This is a genomic window from Paraburkholderia sp. MM5496-R1 (assembly GCF_050436205.1).
GTDB classification, from domain to species: Bacteria; Pseudomonadota; Gammaproteobacteria; order Burkholderiales; family Burkholderiaceae; genus Paraburkholderia; species Paraburkholderia tuberum.
This window is the reverse complement of the sequence record NZ_JBNDLT010000002.1, coordinates 1-26,023: the sequence shown is the minus strand read 5'-3', so window position 1 is coordinate 26,023 and position 26,023 is coordinate 1. Positions and strand designations below refer to the sequence as shown.

The 26,023-nt window shown below is 64.8% G+C and carries 22 protein-coding genes; 11 read left to right on the top strand and 11 right to left on the bottom strand.

Features of this window, described 5'->3' with window-relative positions; genetic code table 11:
• Positions 1-70 precede the first annotated feature (70 nt).
• From tilS to cysS, 4 genes are all read right to left on the bottom strand, one after another.
• A complete protein-coding gene (tilS, locus tag OKW38_RS06945; protein WP_429360754.1) occupies positions 71-1,546 on the bottom strand; it encodes a tRNA lysidine(34) synthetase TilS in 1,476 nt (491 codons plus the stop codon).
• A gap of 53 nt (positions 1,547-1,599) precedes the next feature.
• Positions 1,600-2,571, bottom strand: a complete 972-nt coding sequence (locus OKW38_RS06940) for an acetyl-CoA carboxylase carboxyltransferase subunit alpha (RefSeq protein WP_013089750.1) — start codon at positions 2,569-2,571, stop codon at positions 1,600-1,602.
• A 128-nt stretch (positions 2,572-2,699) separates the two neighbouring features.
• Entirely contained in the window at positions 2,700-3,794 is a 1,095-nt protein-coding gene (locus OKW38_RS06935; RefSeq protein WP_429360753.1) for a DNA-3-methyladenine glycosylase family protein, read from the bottom strand.
• Positions 3,795-3,841: 47 nt separating this feature from the next.
• On the bottom strand, positions 3,842-5,239 hold the full coding sequence (cysS, locus tag OKW38_RS06930; protein WP_429360752.1) for a cysteine--tRNA ligase: 1,398 nt from the start codon (positions 5,237-5,239) through the stop codon (positions 3,842-3,844).
• Positions 5,240-5,489: 250 nt separating this feature from the next.
• On the opposite strand from cysS, the gene OKW38_RS06925 reads away from it, so the two are divergent.
• The 4 genes from OKW38_RS06925 to OKW38_RS06910 all read left to right on the top strand — a co-directional run bounded on the left by OKW38_RS06925 (position 5,490) and on the right by OKW38_RS06910 (position 8,395).
• Positions 5,490-6,281 (top strand): tetratricopeptide repeat protein, encoded by a 792-nt coding sequence (locus OKW38_RS06925; protein ID WP_090800695.1) that lies wholly within the window; start codon positions 5,490-5,492, stop codon positions 6,279-6,281.
• 50 nt (positions 6,282-6,331) lie between these two features.
• On the top strand, positions 6,332-6,913 hold the full coding sequence (locus OKW38_RS06920) for a peptidylprolyl isomerase (protein WP_429334795.1): 582 nt from the start codon (positions 6,332-6,334) through the stop codon (positions 6,911-6,913).
• Positions 6,914-7,039: 126 nt separating this feature from the next.
• Positions 7,040-7,534, top strand: coding sequence for a peptidylprolyl isomerase (locus OKW38_RS06915; protein ID WP_090800697.1), 495 nt, complete (start codon positions 7,040-7,042; stop codon positions 7,532-7,534).
• Positions 7,535-7,597: 63 nt separating this feature from the next.
• The gene (locus OKW38_RS06910) at positions 7,598-8,395 is read left to right on the top strand and encodes a UDP-2,3-diacylglucosamine diphosphatase (RefSeq protein WP_090800699.1); all 798 of its coding nucleotides are present in this window, start codon (positions 7,598-7,600) and stop codon (positions 8,393-8,395) included.
• A 45-nt stretch (positions 8,396-8,440) separates the two neighbouring features.
• Here the strand turns inward: OKW38_RS06910 and cysE are convergent, their stop codons facing one another.
• From cysE to OKW38_RS06895, 3 genes are all read right to left on the bottom strand, one after another.
• Positions 8,441-9,268, bottom strand: coding sequence for a serine O-acetyltransferase (gene cysE, locus OKW38_RS06905; protein WP_429360751.1), 828 nt, complete (start codon positions 9,266-9,268; stop codon positions 8,441-8,443).
• Between the two features lie 255 nt (positions 9,269-9,523).
• Positions 9,524-10,354, bottom strand: a complete 831-nt coding sequence (locus tag OKW38_RS06900) for an RNA methyltransferase (RefSeq protein WP_090800702.1) — start codon at positions 10,352-10,354, stop codon at positions 9,524-9,526.
• 260 nt (positions 10,355-10,614) lie between these two features.
• Positions 10,615-10,770 carry a hypothetical protein gene (locus OKW38_RS06895; RefSeq protein ID WP_167368595.1) on the bottom strand — a complete coding sequence of 52 codons (156 nt, stop codon included), beginning with the start codon at positions 10,768-10,770 and terminating at the stop codon, positions 10,615-10,617.
• On the opposite strand from OKW38_RS06895, the gene OKW38_RS06890 reads away from it, so the two are divergent.
• From OKW38_RS06890 to OKW38_RS06875, 4 genes are all read left to right on the top strand, one after another.
• Positions 10,765-11,568, top strand: coding sequence for an inositol monophosphatase family protein (locus OKW38_RS06890; protein WP_429360750.1), 804 nt, complete (start codon positions 10,765-10,767; stop codon positions 11,566-11,568). The genes OKW38_RS06895 and OKW38_RS06890 overlap by 6 nt on opposite strands.
• 213 nt (positions 11,569-11,781) lie before the next feature.
• Entirely contained in the window at positions 11,782-13,080 is a 1,299-nt protein-coding gene (gene lplT, locus OKW38_RS06885; RefSeq protein ID WP_429360748.1) for a lysophospholipid transporter LplT, read from the top strand.
• Between the two features lie 208 nt (positions 13,081-13,288).
• Positions 13,289-15,976, top strand: coding sequence for a DNA mismatch repair protein MutS (gene mutS / locus OKW38_RS06880; RefSeq protein WP_429360746.1), 2,688 nt, complete (start codon positions 13,289-13,291; stop codon positions 15,974-15,976).
• Positions 15,942-17,396, top strand: coding sequence for a hypothetical protein (locus OKW38_RS06875; RefSeq protein WP_429360744.1), 1,455 nt, complete (start codon positions 15,942-15,944; stop codon positions 17,394-17,396). The genes mutS and OKW38_RS06875 overlap by 35 nt, the downstream gene beginning before the upstream one ends.
• On the opposite strand, the gene OKW38_RS06870 is transcribed toward OKW38_RS06875, so the two are convergent.
• On the bottom strand, positions 17,376-17,918 hold the full coding sequence (locus OKW38_RS06870) for an FKBP-type peptidyl-prolyl cis-trans isomerase (protein WP_090800708.1): 543 nt from the start codon (positions 17,916-17,918) through the stop codon (positions 17,376-17,378). The genes OKW38_RS06875 and OKW38_RS06870 overlap by 21 nt on opposite strands.
• A 32-nt stretch (positions 17,919-17,950) precedes the next feature.
• Between OKW38_RS06870 and OKW38_RS06865 the strand changes: the two genes are divergently transcribed.
• Together OKW38_RS06865 and OKW38_RS06860 are read left to right on the top strand one after the other, a co-directional pair.
• Positions 17,951-19,204 carry a cupin domain-containing protein gene (locus OKW38_RS06865; RefSeq protein WP_090800710.1) on the top strand — a complete coding sequence of 418 codons (1,254 nt, stop codon included), beginning with the start codon at positions 17,951-17,953 and terminating at the stop codon, positions 19,202-19,204.
• A 231-nt stretch (positions 19,205-19,435) separates the two neighbouring features.
• The gene (locus OKW38_RS06860; protein WP_167368596.1) at positions 19,436-19,687 is read left to right on the top strand and encodes a hypothetical protein; all 252 of its coding nucleotides are present in this window, start codon (positions 19,436-19,438) and stop codon (positions 19,685-19,687) included.
• Positions 19,688-19,876: 189 nt separating this feature from the next.
• Here OKW38_RS06860 and OKW38_RS06855 read toward each other — a convergent pair whose 3' ends face one another.
• The 3 genes from OKW38_RS06855 to OKW38_RS06845 all read right to left on the bottom strand — a co-directional run bounded on the left by OKW38_RS06855 (position 19,877) and on the right by OKW38_RS06845 (position 23,519).
• Positions 19,877-22,141 carry an ATP-dependent DNA helicase gene (locus OKW38_RS06855; RefSeq protein ID WP_429360742.1) on the bottom strand — a complete coding sequence of 755 codons (2,265 nt, stop codon included), beginning with the start codon at positions 22,139-22,141 and terminating at the stop codon, positions 19,877-19,879.
• A 63-nt stretch (positions 22,142-22,204) separates the two neighbouring features.
• Positions 22,205-22,423, bottom strand: a complete 219-nt coding sequence (locus tag OKW38_RS06850) for a DUF465 domain-containing protein (RefSeq protein WP_013089766.1) — start codon at positions 22,421-22,423, stop codon at positions 22,205-22,207.
• A gap of 148 nt (positions 22,424-22,571) precedes the next feature.
• Positions 22,572-23,519: a hypothetical protein gene (locus OKW38_RS06845; RefSeq protein WP_429360740.1), complete on the bottom strand. Its 948-nt coding sequence runs from the start codon at positions 23,517-23,519 to the stop codon at positions 22,572-22,574.
• A gap of 317 nt (positions 23,520-23,836) precedes the next feature.
• Here OKW38_RS06845 and OKW38_RS06840 point away from each other — a divergent pair.
• Positions 23,837-26,023 (top strand): Tex family protein (locus tag OKW38_RS06840; protein ID WP_429360738.1); only part of this gene is annotated, 2,187 nt, incomplete at its 3' end.

Here is a 26,023-nt window from a genome sequence, read left to right as displayed (position 1 = left end):
CGTTGATTTGCGCCCTGTTTCACGCTTTCGACATCTGCACGCACCGCTTGCGCGACTGTCCGACCGGCGCTCAGGCGATCAGCAGATCCTCGCGCCAGACGATTTTCACGCACGCTTCGCGCTCCGGAGATGCGTCGCGCACAGTCCCGCGATTCACGCCGATCAGCGGCACGAACAGCAGTTCATCGCCAACGTAAAGCAATGGCACGTCGCGCTTCCATGCGGGAATGCCGCGCTCCTGAAACAGGTTCTTCAGCGTGCGGCTCGGCGCGTTCGGCACACCGACGCGCATGCGTTCTCCGCCGCGGCGCGCCCGCACGCTTAGAGAGGCTCGTTGCAGGACGCTGACGGGAACCATGTCGCATGCTTCGTTACGTGGCGCTGCGTGCGTTGCGTGGGCTACGTCGGAAGCAGCGACTGCATCCACCATCGCGAACACGAACGTGCCGCGCCATTGCGGCAAATGCCAGATCTCTTGCCCTTGCCACGCGAGTTCACTGATCTCGCGCTCGACGAGCGCGGTTTCGTCGGCGGGTTCGCTGCTATCGCCGGCTTCCCAGTAGACGAGGCCGCGATAGCTGCGCAACGCATGCCCCGCATGATCGATGCGGAGCCGATGTCCGTCCTGCCCCGCTGCCACTTCGCGCAACTGCCGCAGTGCATCCGCGACACGCGCGCTCGATGCCGCGACGAAGCCGAGCGTACGCATCCAGTAGCGCAGCAGATTGAGCGCGCGATCGTCGTCGAGAGCGAGCAGCACGTCGTGCGCGAGGGCGCGTCCTTCATCGCGCGACGCGCTTTCCATGTCGGCGCGCGCGAGCGTGTCGAGCAATCGCTGCGCCGATGCCGAATGCGCGGCCGTGCGCGCGAGCGCATCGCGAAAGCCCGGGAAGTGCACCGCGAGCACCGGCATCACCTGATGACGCAAGGCGTTGCGCGCATAACGCGTGTCCGCGTTCGATTCGTCGTCGATCCAGCGCAGCTTGCGCGCGCTCGCATAGTGTTCGAGCTGCGCGCGCAGCAGATGCAAAAGCGGCCGCACACGTGTCGTCGACGCACCTGTCGGCAGCGAGCCGGGCGCCATCGCCGCGAGACCCGCGAGCCCCGCGCCGCGCAGCAGTTGCAGCAGCACGGTCTCGGCCTGATCGTCCGCATGCTGCGCGAGCCATAGCGTGCCAATGCCGTGCGTTGCGCACATCGCTTCGAGCGCGCGATAACGCGCGTCGCGTGCCGCGCCCTCGATGCTCAGGCCCGGCGCGCGCGAAACATCCACGCGTCGCGCGTCGAATTCGACGCCACGTTCGCGCGCGAAAGCCTCGCAGTGCGCGAGCCACGTATCGGCATGTGGACTCAAACCATGATGCACGTGCAGCGCGATACAGCGTGACGCACCCGCGACGCGCACCGCCGCGTCGAGGAGCACGCTCGAATCGACGCCGCCGCTGAATGCGACCGCAATGCGCGCGTTCGAATCGAGCCCGGACAGCGCGGCGCCGAGCGCCTCGATCACGAGGCGCTCGGCGGATGAGTCGGCGGTGGTGGTCACGTCGTTAGCGCGGAAAGCGCCGGTGGACGAAAGAGACAGGCCAACGCGCGGGCTTATGCGCCCGGCGTCGTTTCCTTGAATTTGCCGTACGCCATCAGCCGTTCGAAACGGCGTTCGCGCAGGTCGTTGGTGCTCATACCCTGGAACTGGCGTAGCGAATCGGCGAGCGCACGGCGCAGCATCGCCGCCATGCCCTTCGGATCGCGATGCGCGCCGCCGAGCGGCTCGTTGACGATCTTGTCGATCAGACCGAGCGCCTTCAGACGATGCGCGGTCAGGCCGAGCGCCTCCGCTGCTTCCGGTGCCTTGGCGGCGCTTTTCCACAGGATCGATGCGCAGCCTTCCGGCGAGATCACCGAGTAGGTCGAGAACTGCAACATCAGCACGCTGTCGCCCACCGCGATAGCGAGTGCGCCGCCCGAGCCGCCCTCGCCGATGATCGTCGCGATCAGCGGCGTCTTCAGCTCGGCCATCACGTACAGATTGCGGCCGATCGCTTCGGACTGGCCCCGCTCTTCCGCGCCGATGCCCGGGTACGCGCCCGGCGTGTCGATGAACGTGAAGATCGGCAGGCCGAACTTCTCGGCGAGGCGCATCAGCCGCTCGGCCTTGCGATAGCCTTCCGGACGCGGCATGCCGAAGTTGCGCAGCGCGCGCTCCTTGGTGTCGCGGCCCTTCTGATGACCGATCACCATGCACGCCTGGCCGTTGAATCGCGCGAGACCGCCGACGATCGACAGATCGTCCGCGAAGCTGCGGTCGCCATGCAGTTCATGGAAATCGGTAAACAGCTCGCTCACGTAGTCGAACGTGTACGGACGCTGCGGATGACGGGCGATTTGCGAAACCTGCCACGGTGTGAGGTTCGCATACAGATCTTTGGTGAGCTGCTGGCTCTTCTTGGACAGCCGCTCGATCTCTTCCGAAATATCGACGGCCGAGTCGTCCTGCACGAAGCGCAATTCTTCGATCTTCGCTTCGAGTTCAGCGATCGGCTGTTCGAAATCCAGAAACGTGGTCTTCATTGGTTGTAATCCTTGGACTTACCGGGCAGCGCGTATTCTAACCGCGTGCGCCGATGTCAAAACCATTTCTCAACTATCGATATCATATACGCGATAGTCTCTGAAACGGCTTCGTTTCCTGTTCTTCTTTAGTAGTCGACCGGTAACGGATCGAGACTACGCCACATGTACCAGGTCGCCACCGTGCGCCACGGCTCCCAATTCGCGGCAACCTCGCGCGCTTCGCTGCGCGTGACGGGTTCGCCGCTGAAATAGTTGACGCTGATCGCGCGGATCAGGCCGAGGTCGTCGAGCGGTAGCACGTCGGGACGCGACAGGTTGAAAATCAGGAACATCTCCGCGGTCCAGCGGCCGATGCCGCGAATCTGCGTGAGTTCGGCGATCACCGCCTCGTCGTCCATCGACGTCCACTTGCCGACGTGCAACGCGCCCGACACGAAATGCCTCGCGAGATCGAGCACGTACTCGGCCTTGCGTTTCGACAAACCGCACGCGGTCAGCTTCTCGAGACCGAGCTTGATGAACTGCTGCGGCACGAGCTTCGGACACGCGACTTCGACCCTCGCCCACACGGCCTGCGCCGACGCGACCGAGATCTGCTGGCCGACCACCGAGCGCGCAAGCGTGACGAAAGGATCGCCACGACTCAGCAAATGCACGGGGCCGAACTTCGGAATCAGCTTCTTCAAAATGCGATCGCGCTTGACGAGATCCGCGCACGCCTTGTCCCAATACGCGGGACGCGTGACCTCAGGCGCGAGACCGCCGATCTGCACCGGCACCGCGACTTCGTTCGCGAGCGATGCGACACCGGCCGCTTCGCCGCCCGCGCTGGCCGTGCTCGCCGAGGTGGCCGATACGCGCGTCTTGCGCACGACTTCGCCCGCGTTCTTGTCACGCGCGAGTTCCTCCACGTCGCCGGCGAGCTCGGCCGCGAGTTTGGCCGGCAACGCACCGTTGCCCTTCGCACGCGACGCCGTTTTCGCGCGTTTCGCAGGCGCGTGCGCAGCTTCAGTGCCCGCGCCATTGAGCGCGCGTTTGGCCGCGCTCTTCTTTGCCGCGGCCGAGTCGGCTTTCGCCGCCGCCCCGCCCGCTTTCGAGGGCGCTTTGTCTACCGCGCCGCCGCCCGCACGAGTCGACTGAGCTGCGGCAGCCGATGCTGCGGCTGCCGCACTGGTTTGAGACGCCGCGCGTTTAGCCGGCGTCTTCGTGGCCGTTGCCATCCTGCCTCCTGCCTGGCGAGTCGTTCAGAGGGAAGTACGAGGTGCGCTCACACGCGCCGCCACTCGGTCAACCCGCCGGGTTTGTCTTCAAGGGCAACGCCGGCATCGAGCAATTCGGCCCGGATCCGGTCTGCTGCCGCATAGTCCTTTGCCTGCTTGGCGGCGATGCGCGCGGCGATCTTCGCTTCGATCGCGACGGGCTCGAGCGCGCCTTCGGCTGCAGCACCCGCTGCCTGCTGCAGGTATGCACGCGGTTCGCGTCCGAGCAGCCCGAGCACCGCGCCAAGCGCGCGCAATTGACGGGCCAGCGCGGGGTCGCGCGTGCGGTTCACTTCGGTGGCCAGCTCGAACAGCACCGACACGGCCACCGGCGTGTTGAAGTCGTCGTTCATTGCCGCCCGGAAACGCTGCGCGTGCGCTTCGTTCCAGTCGAGCACGGCGCTATCGGGCGTCACGTCTTTCAACGCCGTGTACAAACGCGCGAGTGCATTGCGCGCGTCGTCGATATGTACGTCGCTGTAGTTCAACGGCGAGCGATAATGCGCGCGCGCGATGAAGAAACGCACCACCTCTGCATCGTACTGCGCGAGCACTTCGCGAATCGTAAAAAAATTGTTCAACGACTTCGACATCTTCTCATTGTCGATCTGTACGTAGCCGTTGTGCATCCAGTAATTGACGAATGTTTGTCCGGTCGCGGCCTCACTTTGCGCGATCTCGTTTTCGTGGTGCGGAAACTGCAGATCCTGGCCGCCACCGTGAATGTCGAACTGTTCACCCAGCAGCGTGCAGCCCATCGCCGAGCACTCGATGTGCCAGCCGGGACGACCGCGCCCGTACTTCGAATCCCAGCCGCTGTCGGCCGGTTCCTCGGGCTTCGCCTGCTTCCACAGCACGAAGTCGAGCGGGTCCTGTTTCGCGTCGTTGGCCGCGACGCGTTCGCCCGCGCGCAGGTCTTCGAGCGACTTGCCCGACAGCTTGCCGTAGCCTGCGAATTTGCGTACCGCGTAGTTGACGTCGCCGTCGCTCGCCTGGTAGGCGTAGCCGTTTTTCTCGAGCGTCTCGATCATGCCGAGCATCTGCGGAATGAAGTCGGTCGCGCGCGGCTCGATGTCCGGACGCTCGATGCCGAGCGCGTCCGCGTCTTCATGCAGCGCGGCGATGAAGCGATCGGTCAGCGATTTGATGGTTTCACCGTTCTCGACTGCGCGCTTGATGATCTTGTCGTCGATATCGGTAATGTTGCGCACGTAAGTCACGTTGTAGCCAAGCGCACGCAACCAGCGCTGCACGATGTCGAACACGACCATCACCCGCGCATGACCGACGTGACAATAGTCGTACACGGTCATCCCGCAGACGTACATCCGCACGACACCTTCGCGCAGCGGCACGAAAGTCTGTTTGTCACGCGCGAGCGTGTTGTAAATGCGCAGAGATTCCATAGAGAGCGGTGCGTGGGCCGAAAGAAGTCCGCATTGTGCTTCATGCGCGCCGCGACCCGCGAAACGAACAGGATAACGGGTGCATCGCATACAGCTGAAACCGGCGCACCTCGTGCGGCGATCAGGCTGCAGACGAGGCTGCGAACCGGGCGGAGACGGCCACGAGTGGCGAAAAGACAGTCGGCGGTTCGACGGAACGCGCAGACCTTTTGTTAGAATGGCTCGGAGTATAACATCCAGACCTGAGCCTATGAAACACTCCAGCGGCCGCGCGCACAGCGCTGCGACCCTCGCCGCGACTGCGTTTGGCAACGTTGTCGGTGGCGTTACTTTCGAAGCGGCGCGTGCCCTCGCGTGGCGCGTCACCGTCGTTGCCGCACTTGCCGCGGTGCCGGTCGCGAGCGCTTATGCGCAGAAGACCGCGGTGATGCCGCAAGGCCCCGCCGTGCGTGACAATACGCCGGAAATCGACGCGTTGATCGCGCAGAAAAACTGGCAAGCCGCGCTGACCCAACTCGATGCGCGCGTCGCCGCGAATCCGCACGACGCACAAGCGAAGTTCAAACGCGCAAACGTGCTCGTGCATTTGAATCGCGACGACGAAGCGATCACGGCGTTCACCGAACTCACGCAGCTGTATCCCGAGTTGCCCGAGCCGTACAACAACCTCGCCACACTCTTCGCGAGACAAGGCCGTCTGACCGAAGCGCGCGCGGCGCTCGAGATGGCCACCCAGGTCAATCCGAACTACGGCCTCGCGTTCGAGAACCTCGGTGACCTCTATCTGCGCCTCGCCGATGCCGCGTACCGTCGCGCGGAGAGCCTCGGCAAGGCGAGCCCGAGGACCGCGCAGCGTCTCGCGGATATCCAGAAGGTCGTGTCGCCGGCAACACCCGCTACCGCGGCGTCACAGCCAGCCGCCGAGCAGACGACCGTGCCCGCCGCGCACCCCACGTCGAACATCACGGACAGCCCGAGCTTCCAGTTCGGCGGCCCGAATGGCTCGCTCGCCATGCCGCCGTACATGGCGCCGTCGCGCTGAGCGCCGGGCTCGTTGCCTGCCGCAAGTTTTCTCCAACCCCGAGGACTTTCATGAAATGGTTGATGTTGGCGCTCGGCAGCGCCGCCCTGATCGCAAACGCACCCGCCTTTGCGCAGTCCGGTTCGCAGGCCGCTCATCCTTCCGTGCTGCTGAAGACGTCGGAGGGTGACATCCGCGTCGAGCTGTATCCCGAGAAAGCGCCAAAGACGGTCGCCAATTTCCTCGACTACGTGAAAGCCGGCCAATATAGCGGCACGATCTTCCATCGCGTGATTCCGGGCTTCATGATCCAGGGCGGCGGCTATACGCAGAGCTTCGTCGAGAAGCCGACGCGCGCGCCGATTCCGCTCGAGAGCCGCACCGGTCTGAAGAACACCGCTGGCACGATCGCGATGGCGCGCACCAGCGACCCGAATTCGGCCACCGCGCAGTTCTTCATCAACACGGTGGACAATGCCAATCTCGACTACCCGAATCCGGACGGCAACGGCTACGCGGTATTCGGCAAGGTCACGAGCGGCATGGACGTCGTGAAACGCATCGAAGCCGCGCCCACCACCACGCGCGGCCCGATGAGCGATGTGCCGCAGAAGCCGATCGTGATCCAGTCGGCGACGGTGGTGAGCAAGTAAAAACGAACGGGCAAGCGAACCCGCGCGGCCGAAGCCCGGCCCCAACCAACGCCCCGGCGCGGCCGGTCGTCAGCACATGACGACGCGCCGCGCCTTTTATCCACCTGTTCATCAAAGGATTCCATCATGGTTGAACTGCATACGAACCACGGCCTCATCAAACTCGAGCTGAATGCCGAAAAGGCGCCGAAGTCGGTCGAGAACTTCCTGAACTACGTGAAGGCCGGTCACTACGACAACACGGTGTTTCACCGCGTGATCGACGGCTTCATGATCCAGGGCGGCGGCTTCGAACCCGGCATGAAGCAGAAGCCGACGGCCGAGCCGATCACCAACGAGGCGAACAACGGTCTGAAGAACGAGAACGGCTCGATCGCGATGGCGCGTACCAACGACCCTCATTCGGCGACCGCGCAATTCTTCATCAACGTGAACGACAACGACTTCCTGAACCACTCGTCGCCGACGCCGCAAGGCTGGGGCTATGCGGTGTTCGGCAAGGTCGTCGAAGGCATGGACGTGGTCGAGAAGATCAAGAAGGTCAAGACCGGTTCGAAGGGCTTCCATCAGGACGTGCCGGTCGATGATGTCGTGATCGAAAAAGCTGTCGTCGTCGGCTAAACCGTGAGTGAGTCGCGCCTCATGCGGGCGTCGACTCCTTTGAACTGAAATCAGGCACCTTCAATGCTGCAAGAGACGCCGCTGCGAAGCGTCGCCGCGGGCGTGCCAGGCGAGGGCCAACGCCCGCACGCCGCGCGCCCTTTTTTCTTCCTCTCCGATCTGCATCTGAGCGAGGCGATTCCGCGCACGGTCGCCGCGTTCGAGCATTTCATCCGCGTGAGCGCGGAAGCGGCCGACTCGGTGTTCATCCTCGGCGACCTGTTCGAGTACTGGGTCGGCGACGACATGCTGAGCGAGCCGTTCGTCGCCCATATTGCGGCGCTGCTGCACACGCTGTCCGAGCGCGGCATCGCGCTTTACATCATGCACGGCAACCGCGACTTCCTGCTGGGCAAGCGCTTCATGAAAGCGGCCGGCGCGATCTGGCTGCCCGATCCGTTCGTGATTACCGCGTTCGGAACGCGCATTGCGCTCGCCCATGGCGATGGTCTGTGCACCGCGGATCGCGGCTATCAGTTGTTCAGGTGTTTCGCGCGCAATCGACTCGCGCAGATTCTGTTTCTCGCGTGGCCGTTTCGTTGGCGTCGCAAGCTTGCCGAGAACATGCGCTCGAAGAGCGAGCATGGCCGCACGCGGCCGATGCCGATCAAGTATGACGTGACCCCGCAAGGTGTCGCCGCGCTGTTCAGGAAATCGAAGACCGCGACGATCATTCATGGGCATACCCATCTGCCCGCGCGGCATCGCGAGCCGGGCGGCACGCGCTGGGTTCTGCCCGACTGGGATCTCGATCACGGCGAGCGCCGGGGCGGCTATCTGAAGATCGATGCCGACGGGATTCGAGCGCTGCCGCTGGATTGACCTCGTGGGTACGGCGTGCGCTTCGCGCTGGCGAGGCGCCGATACCTAGCGCTCCCCCGCCAGCCCCTCCATCTTCCCCGCGATCGCCGCCGATAGCCGCCGCAAATCGAGCAACGCCGCATCCGCGCCTTGCAGACCTTCGAGGCTCGTGCCGAGCCGCTCGAGCGCATCGACGATTTCATCGATACGTCGCGCCTGAGTAGCCGCATGGTCGATCAGACCGTGAATCGCGAGCGAAACCGGATCGTCGGCGTTGGGCGTGATGCCGTATGCGCAAAACGCGCTGATTTCGCTGCCGCGCTTCGCGTCACGTGCGGCGTTGTTCGCATTCGGGTTCGCACCGTTCGCAGCCGCCGCGGCCGGCACGATGATCCGCGCCGGATTGCCGAGCGCCGTGCCACGCGCGGGCACCGGCTTCGTCACGACCGCGTTCGATCCGATCTTCGCGTCCGCGCCGACGGTGAAGCCGCCGAGCACCTTCGCGCCCGCACCGACGATCACACCACGCTCGAGCGTCGGATGCCGCTTCGCGCCGCGCGTGAGCGACGTGCCACCGAGCGTCACACCCTGGTAGATCGTACAGTCGTCGCCGATCTGCGCGGTCTCGCCGATCACGACGCCCATGCCGTGATCGATGAACACGCGCCGCCCGACGCTCGCGCCCGGATGAATCTCGATGCCGGTCATGAAGCGCGCCATCTGGGACACGAAACGCGCGAGCCAGCGGCGCTTCGCGCGCCAGCACGCGTGAGCGATCCGATGCAGCACGAGCGCGTGCAGCCCCGGATAACACGTGAGCACTTCCCATGCGCTGCGGGCGGCGGGATCGCGCTCGCGGATGGTGGCGATATCTTCGCGAAGTCTCGTGAACATGGCAGGGACTGTATTGTTGGGGGAAAACCGTCTGCGTGAGCGAATCCGCGCGGTTTGCGCATGCGCGGGACTCTGCGTTTCGCGCCATAGCTAACGGCATCGCTGCCGCTTAGCACGGCGGCGGCTTTGCTTCTAACGTTTCGTGGATTGTAGGGCGATTGCGCGAAACCTGCCGGAAGTCCCCGTCACCTGCAAGGTTGTCGTCAGACGAAGGCGGCGCATCAGGTGCGCCGTCACGGGCTGGTCAACGGACCGTCAGCCGGTCCGCCTGGTCTTGAGCAGGATGTGCTTGGCGATGCCGCGCACGATGTTGACCTCCTCGCGCTCGAGGCCCGAGCGCGCGAAGAGCCGCCGCAGCCGTGACATCAGCTTCTTCGGATTGGCCGGATCGAGAAACTCGAGCGCGACCAGTGCGCTTTCCAGATGCGCGAACATGCTCTCGATCTCGTCGCTGGCCGCCATCTGCGCGCGTGGAGCGGCGGATTCGGCCGGCGCCGCGTGTGCTCCCGCGGTGGGTGCGCCGTCGCTCGCTTCGTCGGCGCCGAGGTACGCGGTGCGTAGCTCGTAGGCGAGCACCTGCACCGCCTGCGCGAGATTGAGCGAGCTATAGGCCGGATTGGCCGGAATATGCGCAATCGCGCTGCATCGCTCGACATCCTCGTTCGACAAGCCCGTGCGCTCGTTGCCGAACACCAGCGCGATCTCGCCGTGCATCGCCTCTGCGTGCGCGGCGGCAGCAGCCGCACGCGGCGTCCATTGCGGCGGACCGTATTCGCGCAGCCGCGCGGTCAGCGCAATCGACCAGTGCACGCCAGTCAGTGCATCGGCGAGCGACGGCACCACGTGCACGGAGGCGAGTACGTCATCGGCGCCGCTCGCCATCGCGATCGCTTCGGGGTCGTTCTGCACGTTCGGCACGCGCGGCGACACGAGCACGAGCCGCGAAAAGCCCATGGTTTTCAGCGCGCGCGCCGCGGCGCCGACATTGCCCGGATGGCTGGGCTCGACCAGCACGAAACGCGTCGACGTGAAACCGCCGCGCAAATCGGCCACGGCGGGGTCGGAGGAATGGTGAGTGTGATCCACGATGAAACTCGGCTGGCTAGGACTCAAGACGCGTATGGTAGCGCCAACGGGCACTTATGCCGAATCAGGCGCACGCGCGAGCCACGCGCGCGGACGAGGGCGCAGCATCGGATCGGCACCGGCCGGCGCCTGTGCGGTACATCAGCCGCACGTGAGCGAGCACCTGCGCGAGGGCGCCCGGACTCAGGTAAAATACCGCTTTTCGCGTCCGGCGCCGACGTTCGCTGAAGCTTGCGTCGAACCGGTCGCACCGTTCTTATTCAATTCGTCTCCGTCGACGGAATGCTCTCCGGTTTGATAGCCGGTCTGCCCGTTCCGTGCTGTTTTTGCGTCGTTGCAGCGCCCGTCAGCGCAGTTTCGCGCTTATTTACCGGCCGGCAGCCGTGCTGCCCCGGCACAAGGATCAGTTTATGCATCCCATGCTCAATATCGCTGTGAAGGCCGCGCGCCGCGCAGCTCAGATCATCAACCGCGCATCGCTCGATCTCGACCTGATTCAGGTCAGCAAAAAGCAGCACAACGATTTCGTCACGGAGGTCGACAAAGCGTCCGAAGCGGCGATCATCGAAACGCTGAAGACCGCTTATCCCGATCACGCCATCCTCGCCGAAGAGTCGGGCAAGTCGGACCACGATTCCGAATACCAGTGGATCATCGATCCGCTCGACGGCACCACCAACTTCATCCACGGCTTCCCTTACTACTGCGTGTCGATCGCGCTCGCGCACAAGGGCGTCGTCACGCAGGCCGTCGTCTACGATCCGACCCGCAACGATCTGTTCACCGCGTCGCGCGGCCGTGGCGCGTTTCTCAACGATCGCCGCATCCGCGTCGCCAAGCGTGACCGCCTGGCCGACTGCCTGATCGGCACCGGCTTTCCGTTCCGCGCGCAGGACAGCCTCGAATCGTACGGCCGTCAGTTCGCCGAGATGACCGAAGCCTGCGCCGGCCTGCGCCGTCCGGGCGCCGCCGCGCTCGATCTGGCCAACGTCGCGGCCGGCCACATGGACGGCTTCTTCGAGCAGGGCCTGAACGCATGGGACGTCGCGGCGGGCAGCCTGCTGATCACCGAAGCCGGCGGCCTGGTCGGCAACTACACCGGTGATTCGGAGTTCCTGCACGTCAGCGAAGTCGTCGCGGGCAACCCGAAGGTCTACGCGCAGATGATTCCGATCCTGTCGCGCTACAGCCGCACGCGTCAGCAGTCGGCGTAAGGTGCGCCGCCGCGGCCGGTCCGCGGCAACGCATAACGGTTGCGGAGAAAAGCGGCTTCGGCCGCTTTTCTGTTGGCGGCGCTCCAGTGTGTGGGGCGTCGTGCTAAAAAGCGGAAAGTTATTCCGGGCGGTACTCCGCTGGGACCGTTCCCTGCTCCATGCCGCTTTGACCCTGCCCGACTTTCGCCCCAGGCGCAGCCTCCAATCTGCCCCATGAAAAAAGGCTTCCATACGATCATCGCGGCACAGTTCATTTCGTCGCTGGCCGACAATGCGCTGTTGATCGCCGCCATCGCCCTGCTTTCCGTGATGCGCTCGGCCGCGTGGGTTACGCCGCTGCTGCAGATTTTTTTCACGATCTCGTACGTGCTGCTCGCGCCGTTCGTCGGCGCGTTCGCCGATTCGATGCAGAAGCGTCACGTGATGTTTATCTCCAACGCGCTGAAAGCGAGCGGCTGCCTGATGATGATTCTGGGCGTTCATCCGATGATCGCCTACGGCGTGGTCGGCTTCGGCGCAGCCGCGTATTCGCCCGCCAAGTACGGCATCCTCACCGAGCTGCTGCCCGCCGAAAAGCTCGTGCAGGCGAACGCGTGGCTCGAATCGGCGACGGTGCTGTCGACGATCGCCGGCACGATGCTCGGCGGTGCGCTGATCAGCACCGTCTTCGAGCATTTCGTCACGCGTGCGCATATGCCGCTGATCCGCTCGGCCGCCGATCTCGCGATGGGCGCGGTCATGCTCACCTACGCGATCGCCGCCGCGATCAACATCTTCATTCCGGACACTGGCGCGCGCTATCCGAACCGGCTGACCGAGCCGAATAAGCTGGTCGGCGATTTCCATCACTGCTTCCGGGTGCTGTGGGCCGACAAGCTCGCGCAGATCGCGCTGTGGGTGACCACGCTGATGTGGGGCGCCGCCGTGACGATGCAGCTGCTGGTGCTCAAATGGGCGAACGTGAACCTCGGGCTGTCGTTGTCGAAGGCGGCGGTGATGCAAGGCGTGACCGGCTTCGGCATCGCGATCGGCGCGGCGGGCGCGGCCGCGCTGATTCCATTGCGCCACTCGCTGAAGGTGTTGCCGGTCGGCGTGCTGACGGGCGCGGTCGCGATCGCGATGGCCTTCTACAACAAGGACCTGTTCCCGGCGGGCGCGGGCCTGCGCTTCGGCACGCACGTCGCGCCCTACTACATTCTGCTGGCCTATCCGCTGATGATCATGCTCGGTGCGTTGTCGGGCTTTTTCATCGTGCCGATGAATGCGATCCTGCAGCATCGCGGCGCGACGCTGCTGTCGGCCGGTCACTCGATCGCCGTGCAGAATTTCAACCAGAACCTCGCGGTGCTGCTGATGCTCGGCGTGTACGCGCTGCTGCTCACGGCGAAGATGCCCGCGCAGTGGATCATCGTCGTGTTCGGCACCTTCATCACGCTGCTGATGTGGCTCGCGAAACGCCGCAGCGCGGCGAACGAACGCAGGGTGGACATGCGGGCGATGATCGAGGAATGAATGCATCACAATGCTCCAGCAATGACAGCGCGAGGCTCGGCTCGACGGCCGTAACCCGCCGCGACGGCGTGCAACCCTCGCTTTGATCGAATCGGTCATGCTGACATTCAGCTCTTGTGTTGGGCATCGTCCGTTCGGCCAGGGTCCGCTCGCCGCGCCGGCGGGTTAAACTCACGCCCTGAGCATCTACCGCAAGAAGACACGAAGGATGGGTATTCAAACCGCAGCGGCCAACGACGTCGCACAACACACGCCGATGATGCAGCAGTACCTGCGCATCAAGGCGGAGCATCCGGGCACGCTGGTGTTCTACCGGATGGGCGACTTCTACGAACTCTTTTTCGACGACGCGGAAAAAGCCGCGCGCCTGCTCGACCTGACGCTCACGCAGCGCGGCGCGTCGGCGGGCAATCCGATCAAGATGGCCGGCGTGCCGCATCACGCTGTCGAACAGTATCTGGCCAAGCTCGTGAAGCTCGGCGAATCGGTCGCGATCTGCGAACAGATCGGCGACCCGGCCACCTCGAAAGGCCCGGTCGAGCGCAAGGTCATGCGCGTGGTTACGCCTGGCACGCTGACCGACGCCGCGCTGCTGTCCGACAAGAGCGACGTCTATCTGCTCGCGCTGGGCGTCGCGCACAATCGCCGCGGTGTCGCCACGAGCGTCGGTCTCGCGTGGCTCAATCTCGCGAGCGGCGCGCTGCGCCTCGCCGAAGTCGCGCCCGATCAGGTCGCCGCCGCGCTGGAGCGCATCCGTCCCGCGGAAATTCTGGTCGCCGACGCCACCGCCGATTCGACCAGTTGGACACCGCCTGTCAACGCCAGCGCGCTCAAGCGTGTACCGGCCTGGCACTTCGATATCACCTCGGGCACGAAGCGCCTGTGCGACCAGCTCGAAGTCGCGAGCCTCGACGGCTTCGGCGCGCATTCGCTCGGTTGCGCGTGCGGGGCGGCCGGCGCGTTGCTGCTGTATGCGGCGTCCACGCAGGGCCAGCAACTGCGCCATGTGCGCAGCCTGAAGGTCGAATACGAATCCGAATACATCGGCCTCGATCCGGCCACGCGCCGCAACCTCGAACTCACGGAGACACTGCGCGGCACCGAATCGCCGACGCTGTGCTCGCTGCTCGACACCTGCTGCACGACGATGGGCAGCCGCCTGCTGCGGCACTGGCTGCATCATCCGCCACGCGATTCGGCGGTGGCTCAGGCGCGTCAGCAGGCGATCGGCGCGTTGCTCGACGCGCCGCCGGGCGCCGACCTCGACACCTTGCGCAGCGCATTGCGGCAGATTTCGGACATCGAACGGATCACCGGACGTCTCGCGCTGCTGTCGGCGCGGCCGCGCGATCTGTCGAGCCTGCGCGATACCTTCATCGCGCTACCTGCATTGCGCGCGCAGCTCGCGGCGATGGCCTCGAACGCGGATTCGCTCGCGCGCATCGACGCGGCGCTCGAACCGCCGCACGCGTGCGCCGATTTGCTGAAGCTCGCGGTCGCGCAAGAGCCGGCCGCGATGGTGCGCGACGGCGGCGTCATCGCGCGTGGTTATGACGCCGAGCTCGACGAACTGCGCGATATTTCGGAGAACTGCGGACAGTTCCTGATCGATCTCGAAACACGCGAACGCGCGCGCACCGGCATCAGCAATCTGCGCGTCGAGTACAACAAGGTGCACGGCTTCTATATCGAAGTCACGCGCGGCCAGACCGACAAGGTGCCGGACGACTATCGCCGTCGGCAAACGCTGAAGAATGCCGAGCGCTATATCACGCCCGAGCTGAAGACCTTCGAGGACAAAGCGCTGTCCGCGCAGGAACGCGCGCTCGCGCGCGAACGCGCACTGTACGACGCGTTGCTGCAATCGTTGCTGCCGTTCATTCCCGACTGTCAGCGCGTTGCGCTCGCGCTCGCCGAACTCGATCTGCTGGCCGCGCTCGGCGAACGCGCTCGCGCGCTCGACTGGGTTGCGCCGACGTTCTCGGCGAACGCGGGTATCGACATCGAGCAGGGTCGTCATCCGGTGGTCGAGGCGCAAGTCGAGCAGTTCATCGCCAACGATTGCTCACTCGCGACCGAGCGCAAGCTGCTGTTGATCACCGGTCCCAACATGGGCGGTAAGTCGACTTTCATGCGCCAGACCGCGCTGATCGCGCTGCTCGCTTACGTGGGCAGCTATGTACCAGCGCGGCGCGCGGCCTTCGGACCGATCGACCGCATCTTCACGCGCATCGGCGCGGCCGACGACCTCGCCGGCGGCCGCTCGACCTTCATGGTGGAGATGACCGAAGCCGCCGCGATCCTCAACGACGCGACACCGCAAAGCCTCGTGCTGATGGACGAGATCGGCCGCGGCACGTCGACGTTCGACGGCCTCGCGCTCGCGTGGGCGATCGCGCGCCACCTGCTCGCCCACAACGGCTGCTACACGCTGTTCGCGACGCACTATTTCGAGCTGACGCAACTACCCGCGGAGTTTCCGCACGCGGCCAACGTGCATCTGTCGGCAGTCGAGCACGGGCACGGCATCGTGTTCCTGCACGCGGTCAACGAAGGGCCCGCCAATCAGAGCTACGGTCTGCAGGTCGCGCAGCTCGCCGGCGTGCCGAACGCGGTGATCCGCGCGGCACGCAAGCATCTCGCGCATCTGGAGCAGCAATCGGCCGCGCAGCCCGCGCCGCAACTCGATCTGTTCGCGACGCAGCCTGCCATGCTCGCCGAAGACACGGACGACGACCACGAGACGGCGAGCGACGCAACGCCCGCGTCGCCCGCGATGCAGACACTCGTCGCGCGTCTGCGCGGCATCGATCCGAACGATCTGCGGCCGCGCGAAGCGCTCGATCTGCTGTACGAACTGCATGAACTGGCCGTCGCGCCGGATGCGGATCACTGACACGCCGGGACACCCGCCGCGCCCGCGCGGGCTTCGCGCGGCGCTGCGCCACGTGCTCGCACCGGCAGGCGGCATCGTCGTGCTGGTGGCAGTGTGCGCATGGACCGCGCCGGCGCGCGCTGAGGCGTCGCGCTTCGCGTTCGCGGTGATTTCCGGCACGATGCACAGCCCCGCCGACGAAGCCGCCACGCAACGGCTGCTCGAGGCGATCGGCCGCGAGCGCGACGTGCGCTTCATCGTCTACGACGGCAATCTGAAGGGGCCGAAGGAAGTTTGCCGCGACGCGCTGTTCGAGCGCCGCCACGCGCTGCTCGACAGCTCGCGCACTGCCCTCTTCTTTATCCCCGGCCAGCATGACTGGGTCGATTGCGGCACGGCGGAAGCCGGCGGCTTCGATCCGGTCGAGCGGCTCGACCAGTTGCGGCAAACGCTGTTCGCCGATCCAACGTCGATGGGGCAGAACCCGATCGCGTTGACGCGCGAGAGCGAGGTGTCGCGCTTCCGCCCGTTCCGTGAAAACGTGCGCTGGGTGGTCAACGAAAAAACGAACGACAAAGCGAACACCAACGCCGGCGACATCGTCTTCATCGGCCTGAACGCGCCGGGTCCGAACAACCACTACCTGAGCGCGGGCGGCCGCAACGGCGAGTTCGAAGATCGCGTGATCGCCAACGCATTCTGGCTCGAGCACGCGGCCGAATACGCGAAGCGCCGCGACGCGCGCGCGATCGTCGTGTTCATTCAGGGCGACTTCGACCCGGAGCGCTACGAGCGACCCGAACGGTTCGCCTGGCTGCACTTCGCACATAGCTCGCGCCGCGACGGCTTTCTGGAATTCAAGCGCAGTCTGCTCAAGCTCGCGCAGATTTTCCCCGGACCCGTGGTCGTCATTCATGCAGACGAGGACCGGCCGGCCGGCGGTTTCGTCATCGATCAGCCGCTACGCAACGACAAGGGGACGGTCGTGACGAACCTCACGCGCATTGCGCTCGCACCGCATGATCGTCTCAACCAATGGATTCAGATAGAAGCGGATTTCGGCAGCAAGCCGCCGTTCAGAGTCAGCGTGCGCGACGTGCCGAAGCAGATGCCGCTGCCCACCACGCCGCCGGTCTTGCCGCCCGCATCGCCGCGCGACGAATCCGGCGCGTCGATGCCGGTTGCGCCGGAGATGCCGAATGTGGAAGGTTTCGGGCCGGCGTCGGAATTGCCGCCCGTATTGCAGACACCTGGAGAGTCGCAGGAGCAGCAGCCGCAGCCGCGCATCCCGTCCGACCAGGGCGGCGGCGACTATGGGCCCGCTATCTCGATGCCGCCGGGGTCGATACTGCCAGCCTCGCCTGCGTTGCCCGCATCGGTGCCGTCTGCCCCCGCGACGACACCGCGCATGCCCGCAAGCTCAGTGCAGGGTCGGTTTTGAGCTGTCTTCTTCGTCCTCGTCTTCATCGTCGTCGAGAACTTCGAGGCCGTCCGCGCCATGCGCGTGCTCGTGCTGGATTTCGTCTTCAGTTGCCGGACGCACGTCTTTGACGGTCAACGCGAAACGCAGCGCCATGCCGGCGAGCGGATGATTGCCGTCGAGCACGACCTTGTCTTCCGCGACGTCGGTCACCACGTACACCAGCGCATCGATTTCCTCGTCGCCATCTTCGGGGGTGCCTTCGAACTGCATGCCGACTTCGAGCGGTTCCGGGAAGCGATCGCGCGGCTCGATCTTCACAAGCTCGGGATCGTATTCGCCGAACGCGTCTTGCGGCTCGAGCTGGATCTGGGTCTCGAAGCCGGCCTCGTGGCCGTCGAGCTCTTCCTCGATCTTGGGGAACGTGCCATCATAGCCGCCGTGAAGATAGACCATCGGCTCTTCGCTTTCCTCGATCAGATTGCCCTGCGCATCCGACAGCTTGTAGGCGACCGACACGACGGTGTTCTTTGCGATTTTCATTCGACTCTCCAGAATACAACTCACATTATACGATGCCCAGGCGGCCCACCCACCTCCCGGCCGATGCAGGTTCGGCAAGCAATTCGCCGTCTGCTGCAAAGCCGGCCACGCGGCCCACTCTTCCGCCCTCGCCCGACGTTCCGACCGCACTTCTCGGCCATCTGAGCCCGTCGCAATTCATGCGCCGCTACTGGCAGAAAAAGCCGCTGCTGATCCGTCAGGCGATTCCGGACATCGAAGCGCCGCTGTCGCGCGACGAGCTGTTCGAGCTGGCCGATCGGGACGACGTCGAAGCGCGCCTGATCACGCACTTCCGCAACAAATGGCAGCTGGAGCACGGCCCGTTCGCGCCCGACGAACTGCCGTCCGTCAAACAGCGCGCATGGACACTGCTCGTGCAGGGCGTGGATCTGCACGACGACCGCGCGCGCGCGTTGCTCGACCGTTTCCGTTTCGTGCCGGACGCGCGTCTCGACGACCTGATGATTTCGTATGCGACCGATAGTGGCGGCGTCGGCCCGCACTTCGATTCCTACGATGTGTTTCTTTTGCAAGTAAAAGGCAAGCGCCGCTGGCGCATTAGCGCGCAGAAAGATCTGACGCTGCAGCCCGGCTTGCCGTTGAAGGTTTTACAGCACTTCGAGCACGAACAGGAGTGGGTACTCGAGCCCGGCGACATGCTGTACCTGCCGCCGCACATCGCGCACGACGGCATCGCCGAGGGCGAATGCATGACCTGCTCGATCGGTTTTCGCGCGCCCTCCGAAAGCGAGCTGACCGCGCAGTTCCTCTACCACCTGGCCGAGCGCGGAGAGGCCACGGGCAAGGCGGGCGCCCTTTATCGCGACCCACGGCAGGCCGCGGTCGAACAGCCGGCCGAGTTGCCCGCGGCGCTCGTCGAACGGGTGGGCGCGATGCTTGCTAAAGTGCGATGGAATGAGCAGGACATTGCGTCGTTCCTTGGCACGTACCTCAGCGAACCCAAGCCGAGTGTCGTCTTCGATCCGCCGCAACGGCCGCTCAACGAAGCCCGTTTCATCGGCGCGGCGTCGAGATCCGGTCTACGGCTCGATCGCAAGAGTAACCTGTTGTATGAACGACGTTTTTTCTTCGTAAATGGAGAAGAAATATCGTGGACCGGCGCGAAAAAATGGCTGTTTGAACTCGCAAATCTGCGGTGCATGAGTGCGATACGCTTTGTAACACTATCACACGATTCATCGGTGACAGCACTGCTACACGAGTGGTATTGTGCGGGCTGGATACAGGTAGGCGAGATTGCGTAACTCTGCCCGCCTGTTATACCGTACGGTGAAATTTTGTATGAGAAAGACAACGTATTGACCCGCATTTATCGACTGTCAGTACGAAAGTGCATATAATTTCCGCCCAAGCCGTAGGGAAGATTCCAGCTCGTCAAAAGAGCATCTCCACCAGCGGCCCAGGTCGGTGTTGGAGCACATTACCGGTTTTATTTTGCGCTGTTGCTTACCTTTAAACCATAAAAGGACGTGATCATGAAGAAATCCCTCCTCGTAGCATCCCTGTTGGCAGTTGTGGCACTCGCTGCATGCAACAAGAGCAACGATCAGGCTGCTGCACCGTCGGAAGCTGCGTCCGCACCGGCGGCAGCATCGCCTGCTGAAGCAGCATCGCCGGCAGTTGCAGCATCGCCGGCCGAGGCAGCATCGCCGGCCGAAGCAGCATCGCCGGCCGAGGCAGCATCGCCGGCTGAAGCAGCATCGCCGGCAGCAGGCGCAAGCCAGTAAGCCGCAACGGTTCGGCGCTGTAGCGGCGCTCCCGCTACAGCGCCTGCGCACGAAACGTTTGGAGGTTGGCCGGAAACGGCGCGGGCCGCAAACGGGCAAAGAAAAACGCCACGGATTCACATCCGTGGCGTTTTGTCATTCAGGGCCGCTTTCCGCTGCGGAGCTCGTCGCATGTGTGGAACACATCCCCTATCGAACCGGCGCCGCTGGCCCAGCGCTCTCCTCAAAGAACTCACGCACCACGTCGATCTCGCGGGTGCGCTTGAACGGCGGCAGACTCTGCCAGATGCGGCGGCCATAAGGTTTATCGACGAGACGTGTATCGCAGATCATCAGCACGCCACGATCGGTCTCCGCGCGAATCAGCCGGCCGGCGCCCTGCTTCAGCGTGATGACGGCCTGCGGCAGCTGATGCACGGCGAACGGGCTCAAGCCCTTCTTCGTCAGTGCGTCGAGCCGCGCGGCCAGCACGGGATCGTCCGGCGGCGCAAACGGCAGCTTGTCGATCACGACCAGCGACAGCGCGTCGCCGCGCACGTCCACCCCTTCCCAGAAGCTCTGACTGCCGACCAGGATCGCATTGCCGTAGGCGCGAAAGCGGTCGAGCAGTTCGGTGCGGCTCGCATCGCCCTGCACGAGCAGCGGATAGTCCCAGCCGCGCGACTCGATCGCGTCGCGCAGCTTCGCCGAGATACGATCCACCGCGCGCAGCGTCGTGCACAGCATGAAGACGCCGCCGCCCGATGCTTCGATCGCGGGCAATGCGGCATCGAACACGGCGTCGGTGAACATCGGCGATGACGGCTGTGGCAGATTGCGCGGTACGTACAGAAGCCCTTGCGATGGATAGTCGAATGGGCTCGGCAATGTCATCGAGCGCTTCGAGTTCAAGCCCATCTGCGCCGCATAGTGCGTGAAGTCGCCGCGCACCGACAGCGTCGCCGATGTGAAGATCCACGCGCGCGGTACGCCGGCGCGCTGCTTCGCGAAAATCGGCGCGACCGACAACGGCGTTTCGTGCAGCTGCACCGTGTGCGAGAACACCTCGATCCAGCGCACCTTTTCATTCGGATCGGCGCGCTCCGCGCTGGCGTCACCCTCGCGGGTCGCAACCACGTCGCGTTCTGCACTCGTGGGTGGCGTGGTCCAGCCGCTCAGCACGTCCTGCAACTCGCGCGCGCGACGCAAACACGCGCCGAGCGATTCGGCTCGCTCGGCCTGGCCCGCCAATGCCGAGGCCAACGCGTCGAGCTCGGCCTCGAGCGTCTCGAGCGCGGCGAACAGCGGGTGATCGTCGGGCAACTGGCCGATCGACAGACGCACCGAGTCTTCCTTGAACGCGAGCCGCACGTCGCGCGCGGCGCGCTCGAGCGTCGCGCCGAGCTTGACCCAATCGACCGCATCGCGTGCGTGACCGAGGCCCTCGGCCACCGAATCGCGTGCGAGTTCGAGAAACTGCGCGGTCGATAGCGTCTCGCCGAAAAACAGCGTCGCGGTTTCGGGCAGCTGGTGCGCTTCGTCGAAGATGATCGTATTCGCAGTCGGCAGCAGCTCCGCCATGCCGGTATCGCGCAGCATGACGTCGGCGAAAAACAGATGGTGGTTGACCACCACGATATCGGCCTGCTGCGCTTCGCGGCGCGCCTGCATCACGAAGCAGTCCTTGTAGTGGGGACACTCCTGGCCGAGACAGTTGTCGCGCGTCGACGTGACCATCGACCACACCTGCGCCGTTTCCGGCACGCTCGCGAGTTCGGCCTTGTCGCCGGTGCGCGTGATCTTCGCGAAGCGCACGATGTCCTGCAGATACGAGGTCTCCTGGCGCGACGGCAGACGGCCGTTGTCCGCGGTGCGTTGCAGGTAGTAATGGCACAGGTAGTTCGCGCGGCCCTTCAGCATCGCGACCGACACCGGCACCGCGAGCGCGTCGCGCACGGTCGGAATGTCGCGCTGGAACAGCTGATCCTGCAGATGCTTGGTGCCGGTCGAGACGATCACCTTGCCGCCCCACAGCATGGCCGGCACGAGGTACGCATAGGTCTTGCCGGTGCCGGTACCCGCCTCTACGATCAGCGTATTCTCACCACCGTCGACGCCATCGGCTTGTGCGTTGCTCCCGGTCGACTCAGAGACGGCTTCAGCGCCGGTCTGCTGCAGGCGCCGCGCCGGGCGCTTCTGCGTCTCGAACATCGCGGGCTCGGGCATCGCGCGGCCCGACGCCTCCATCGCCGCGGCAACCGCGCGCGCCATCTCGATCTGCGACGCACGCGGCCGATAACCGTCGATCTGCCGTGCGAGCAGACCGTTGTCGGCGAAGATGTCGTCGAGCTCGCTCGCGCGGCGCCGATTCAGCGACACACCTGGCGCCGGTGCTGCCGCGCGCGGCGCAGGCGTACCCGAAGCAGATGCGTTGTCCGGCGCGGCCCGGGATGAAGTGTCATGCGATGAATTCAAGGCAAGCGTTCCTGCTAAGTCCGGCTCGCGCGCTGCGCGCCCGGCGCCTGCCAGGCCGCGAACTCAGGCGCGCGCGTCCGGTTCGAGCTGCAATTGCAGCAAGATGATGGTGTCCTTGACTTTAAGTTTGCGCTTTTTCAGGCGCTGTAACTCGAAGTCGTCGATGCCGGGTTCATCCGACATCCGGTCGATCAACCGGTCGAGTCCACTATGCTCCGATTCCAGTTGCAGAATGCGGTCGCGAAGTGTGTTTGCGTCGATGACGTGATGACGATCGCGCATGCTCGCCTCCTCTGGTCGGCGGCACGAACCGCGTGCGCGCGGTCCGATGCCTGAGGTTGCTGTCCGCCTCAAAACGCATTACGGCGACTACGGCGGCCCTGGCCACGACCGCCACGGCTTACTCTACGATACAGCCACTACAGCACGCTTACTGTTGCTCTTGTTGCTGCTTTTTCTGCTCTTCGAGCTGTTGCTGCTTCAGCTCGTCCTGACGCTTCTGCTCGGCCTTCTCGGCGGCTTGCTTTTGACGTGCTTCGACATCGAGCTTGTGCTGCTCGGCCTCGGCCTGCTTCCGCTCGAAAGTCTCCTGTTTCTGCTGGCGCTCCGCGGCCTTTTGCGCACCCTGCCGACGCGCTTCCTCGAGCTTGCGCTGGTAGTCGCTCTGCTTCTGGTCGTAGGCCTTCTGATTGGCCGCCGCCTGCGCAGGCGTGACACCACGCTGCGCCTGATCGAGCGCGTGCTGGCGCTGCTTCTCCTCGTAGGCCTGCGCGTTGGCTTCGTGCTGCGGTGCCGCGGCGCTGCGCTGCGCCTGATCGAGCGCGTGCTGACGTTGCTTCTCCGCGTAGGCCTGCGCATTGGCTTCGCGCTGCGGCGCCTCGGCGTTGTGCTGCGCCTGATCGAGCGCGTGCTGACGCTGCTTTTCCTGATACGCCTGCTCGTTGCGCGCGTCTTCGGCGGCACGTTGCGGCGCTTCCGCCTCGTTTTGCGCGCGCCGCAACGCGGTGCGTTCGTCGCGTTCACGGGCGCGCTGCGCACGCTGCTCGGCGTCGAGCGCGAGCTGTTCCTTGCGGATGTCCGCCTGCACGCTGCGCATCGCGTCGCGCGCGCGGTTCAGACAGTGATTGACGAAGAAGCGGCTGTAGCAGTTGTGTTGCGCGACAGCGAATTGATAGTTGTTGTCGTCGGTGCGCTGATTGAGCACCTGTTGCCGCTCGTCGAACGACTTGTCCAGCACGGCTACGTCACTTGCGCTTTGAGGGCCGTCGGCGGTTGCGGCGGCTTGCGGGCCCGAGCCCGCGACGGGCGCCGTACCTTGCGCGGGCGTCGCGCTTTGCGCCGCGGCCGACACCGGCACGACGAGCGCTGCGGCGATCACGCACGACGCGGCAGCCGTTAAAGCCGACCGACCGAACGAGCGCAAAGAAACCAGCGGCAATTGAGACGAACCCGGCAGTGAACCCGGCAGTGAACCTGACGCCAGCGAAGAGACCAGGCGGTTGAGGGACAAGGAGATTGGCAACGTCGTAGAGGGTCAACGGAACATGCCCGAAATTCTAACACCCCACGGTTGAGCCCTTTGGCATTTATGGCAAAATGCCCCGCTCTAGACTTGGTCGCGGCACATGCCCGGCCTGTCCCGATTTGCCGCCCGCGCGCGGCCCATCACTGAGTCCGCAGGAACACCAAGACCTTATGACGGAAACCGTAGCACTCAAGATCGTCCAGCGCATCGCCACCGAACTGTCCGTCCAGCCGCGCCAGGTCGCGGCCGCGGTGGAACTACTCGACGAAGGCGCGACCGTTCCGTTCATTGCCCGTTATCGCAAGGAAGTGACCGACAATCTCGACGACACGCAACTGCGCAATCTCGAGGAACGCCTAGTCTATTTGCGCGAGCTGGAAGACCGGCGCGCGGCGATCATCGCGAGCATCGACGAACAGGGCAAGCTCACCGACGAGCTGCGCGGCGCGATCGAAGGCGCCGACAGCAAACAGGTGCTCGAAGACCTCTATCTGCCATACAAACCGAAGCGCCGCACGCGCGCGCAGATCGCGCGCGAAGCCGGCTTGCAGCCGCTCGCCGACGCGCTGCTCGGCAATCCGCTGCTCGATCCGCAAGCCGAAGCCGCGGCGTACGTGGACGCGGACAAAGGCGTCGCCGATGTGAAGGGCGCGCTCGACGGCGCGCGCGACATCCTCTCCGAACAATTCGGCGAGACCGCCGAACTGCTCGGCAAGCTGCGCGACTATCTGTTCAACCAGGGCGTGGTGTCGTCGAAGGTCGTGGAAGGCAAGGAAACCGCGGAAGAGGAGAAATTCCGCGACTACTACGACTACGCCGAAACGATCCGCACGGTGCCGTCGCATCGCGCGCTCGCACTGTTCCGCGGCCGCAATGCCGGCGTGCTGATGATCAAGCTCGGCCTCGGCGAAGAGCTCGACGCGCAGGCGCCGCACCCGGGCGAAGCGCTGATCGCGCGGCACTTCGGCATCGCCAATCAGAACCGCCCCGCCGACAAGTGGCTCTCCGACGTGTGCCGCTGGTGCTGGCGCGTGAAGGTGCAGCCGCACCTCGAAAACGAACTGCTGACCAATCTGCGCGACGAAGCCGAACACGAAGCGATCCGCGTGTTCGCGCGCAATCTGAAGGACCTGCTGCTCGCGGCGCCGGCTGGTCCGAAGGCCGTGATCGGTCTGGATCCGGGCTTGCGCACCGGCGTGAAGGTGGCGGTGGTCGACCGCACCGGCAAGGTGCTCGCGACCGACACGATCTACCCGCACGAGCCGCGCCGCGACTGGGACGGCTCGCTCGCGAAGCTCGCGCGAATCGCCGCGCAAACGCAGGCCGAGCTGATCAGCATCGGCAACGGCACCGCGTCGCGTGAGACGGACAAGCTCGCGAGCGAGCTGATCGCGCGTCATCCGGAGCTGAAGCTGCAGAAGATCGTCGTGTCCGAAGCCGGCGCGTCGGTGTACTCGGCGTCCGAGCTTGCCGCGAAGGAATTCCCCGCCATGGACGTGTCGCTGCGCGGCGCGGTGTCGATTGCGCGACGTCTGCAGGACCCGCTCGCCGAGCTCGTGAAGATCGAGCCGAAGGCGATCGGCGTCGGCCAGTATCAGCACGACGTGAACCAGCGCGAACTCGCGCGCTCGCTCGACGCGGTCGTCGAAGACTGCGTGAATGCGGTCGGCGTCGATGCGAACACCGCGTCGGTCGCGCTGCTCGCGCGGGTGTCGGGTTTAAACGCAACGCTCGCGCGCAACATCGTCGACTATCGCGATGCGAACGGGCCGTTCCCGTCGCGCGAGCATCTACGCAAGGTGCCGCGTCTCGGCGACAAGACCTTCGAGCAGGCTGCCGGCTTCCTGCGCATCAATAACGGCGAGAATCCGCTCGACCGTTCGTCGGTGCACCCGGAAGCGTATCCGGTCGTCCAGCGCATCCTCGCGAAGATCAGTAAGCAGGTCGGCGAAGTGCTCGGCAATCGCGACGCGTTGCGCGGACTGTCACCCACCGAATTCGTCGACGAGCGTTTCGGTCTTCCAACCGTGCGTGACATCCTGGTCGAACTCGAGAAGCCGGGCCGCGATCCGCGTCCCGAGTTCAAGACCGCGACGTTCCGCGAAGGTGTCGAGAAGGTCAGCGATCTGATCCCGGGCATGGTGCTCGAAGGCGTCGTGACGAACGTCGCGGCGTTCGGCGCGTTCATCGACGTCGGTGTGCATCAGGATGGCCTCGTGCACGTGTCGGCGATGTCGACGAAGTTCGTGAAGGACCCGCATGAGGTCGTGAAAGCCGGTCAGATCGTCAAGGTCAAGGTGCTCGAAGTCGACGTGAAGCGCCAGCGTATCGCACTGACGATGCGTCTCGACGACGAA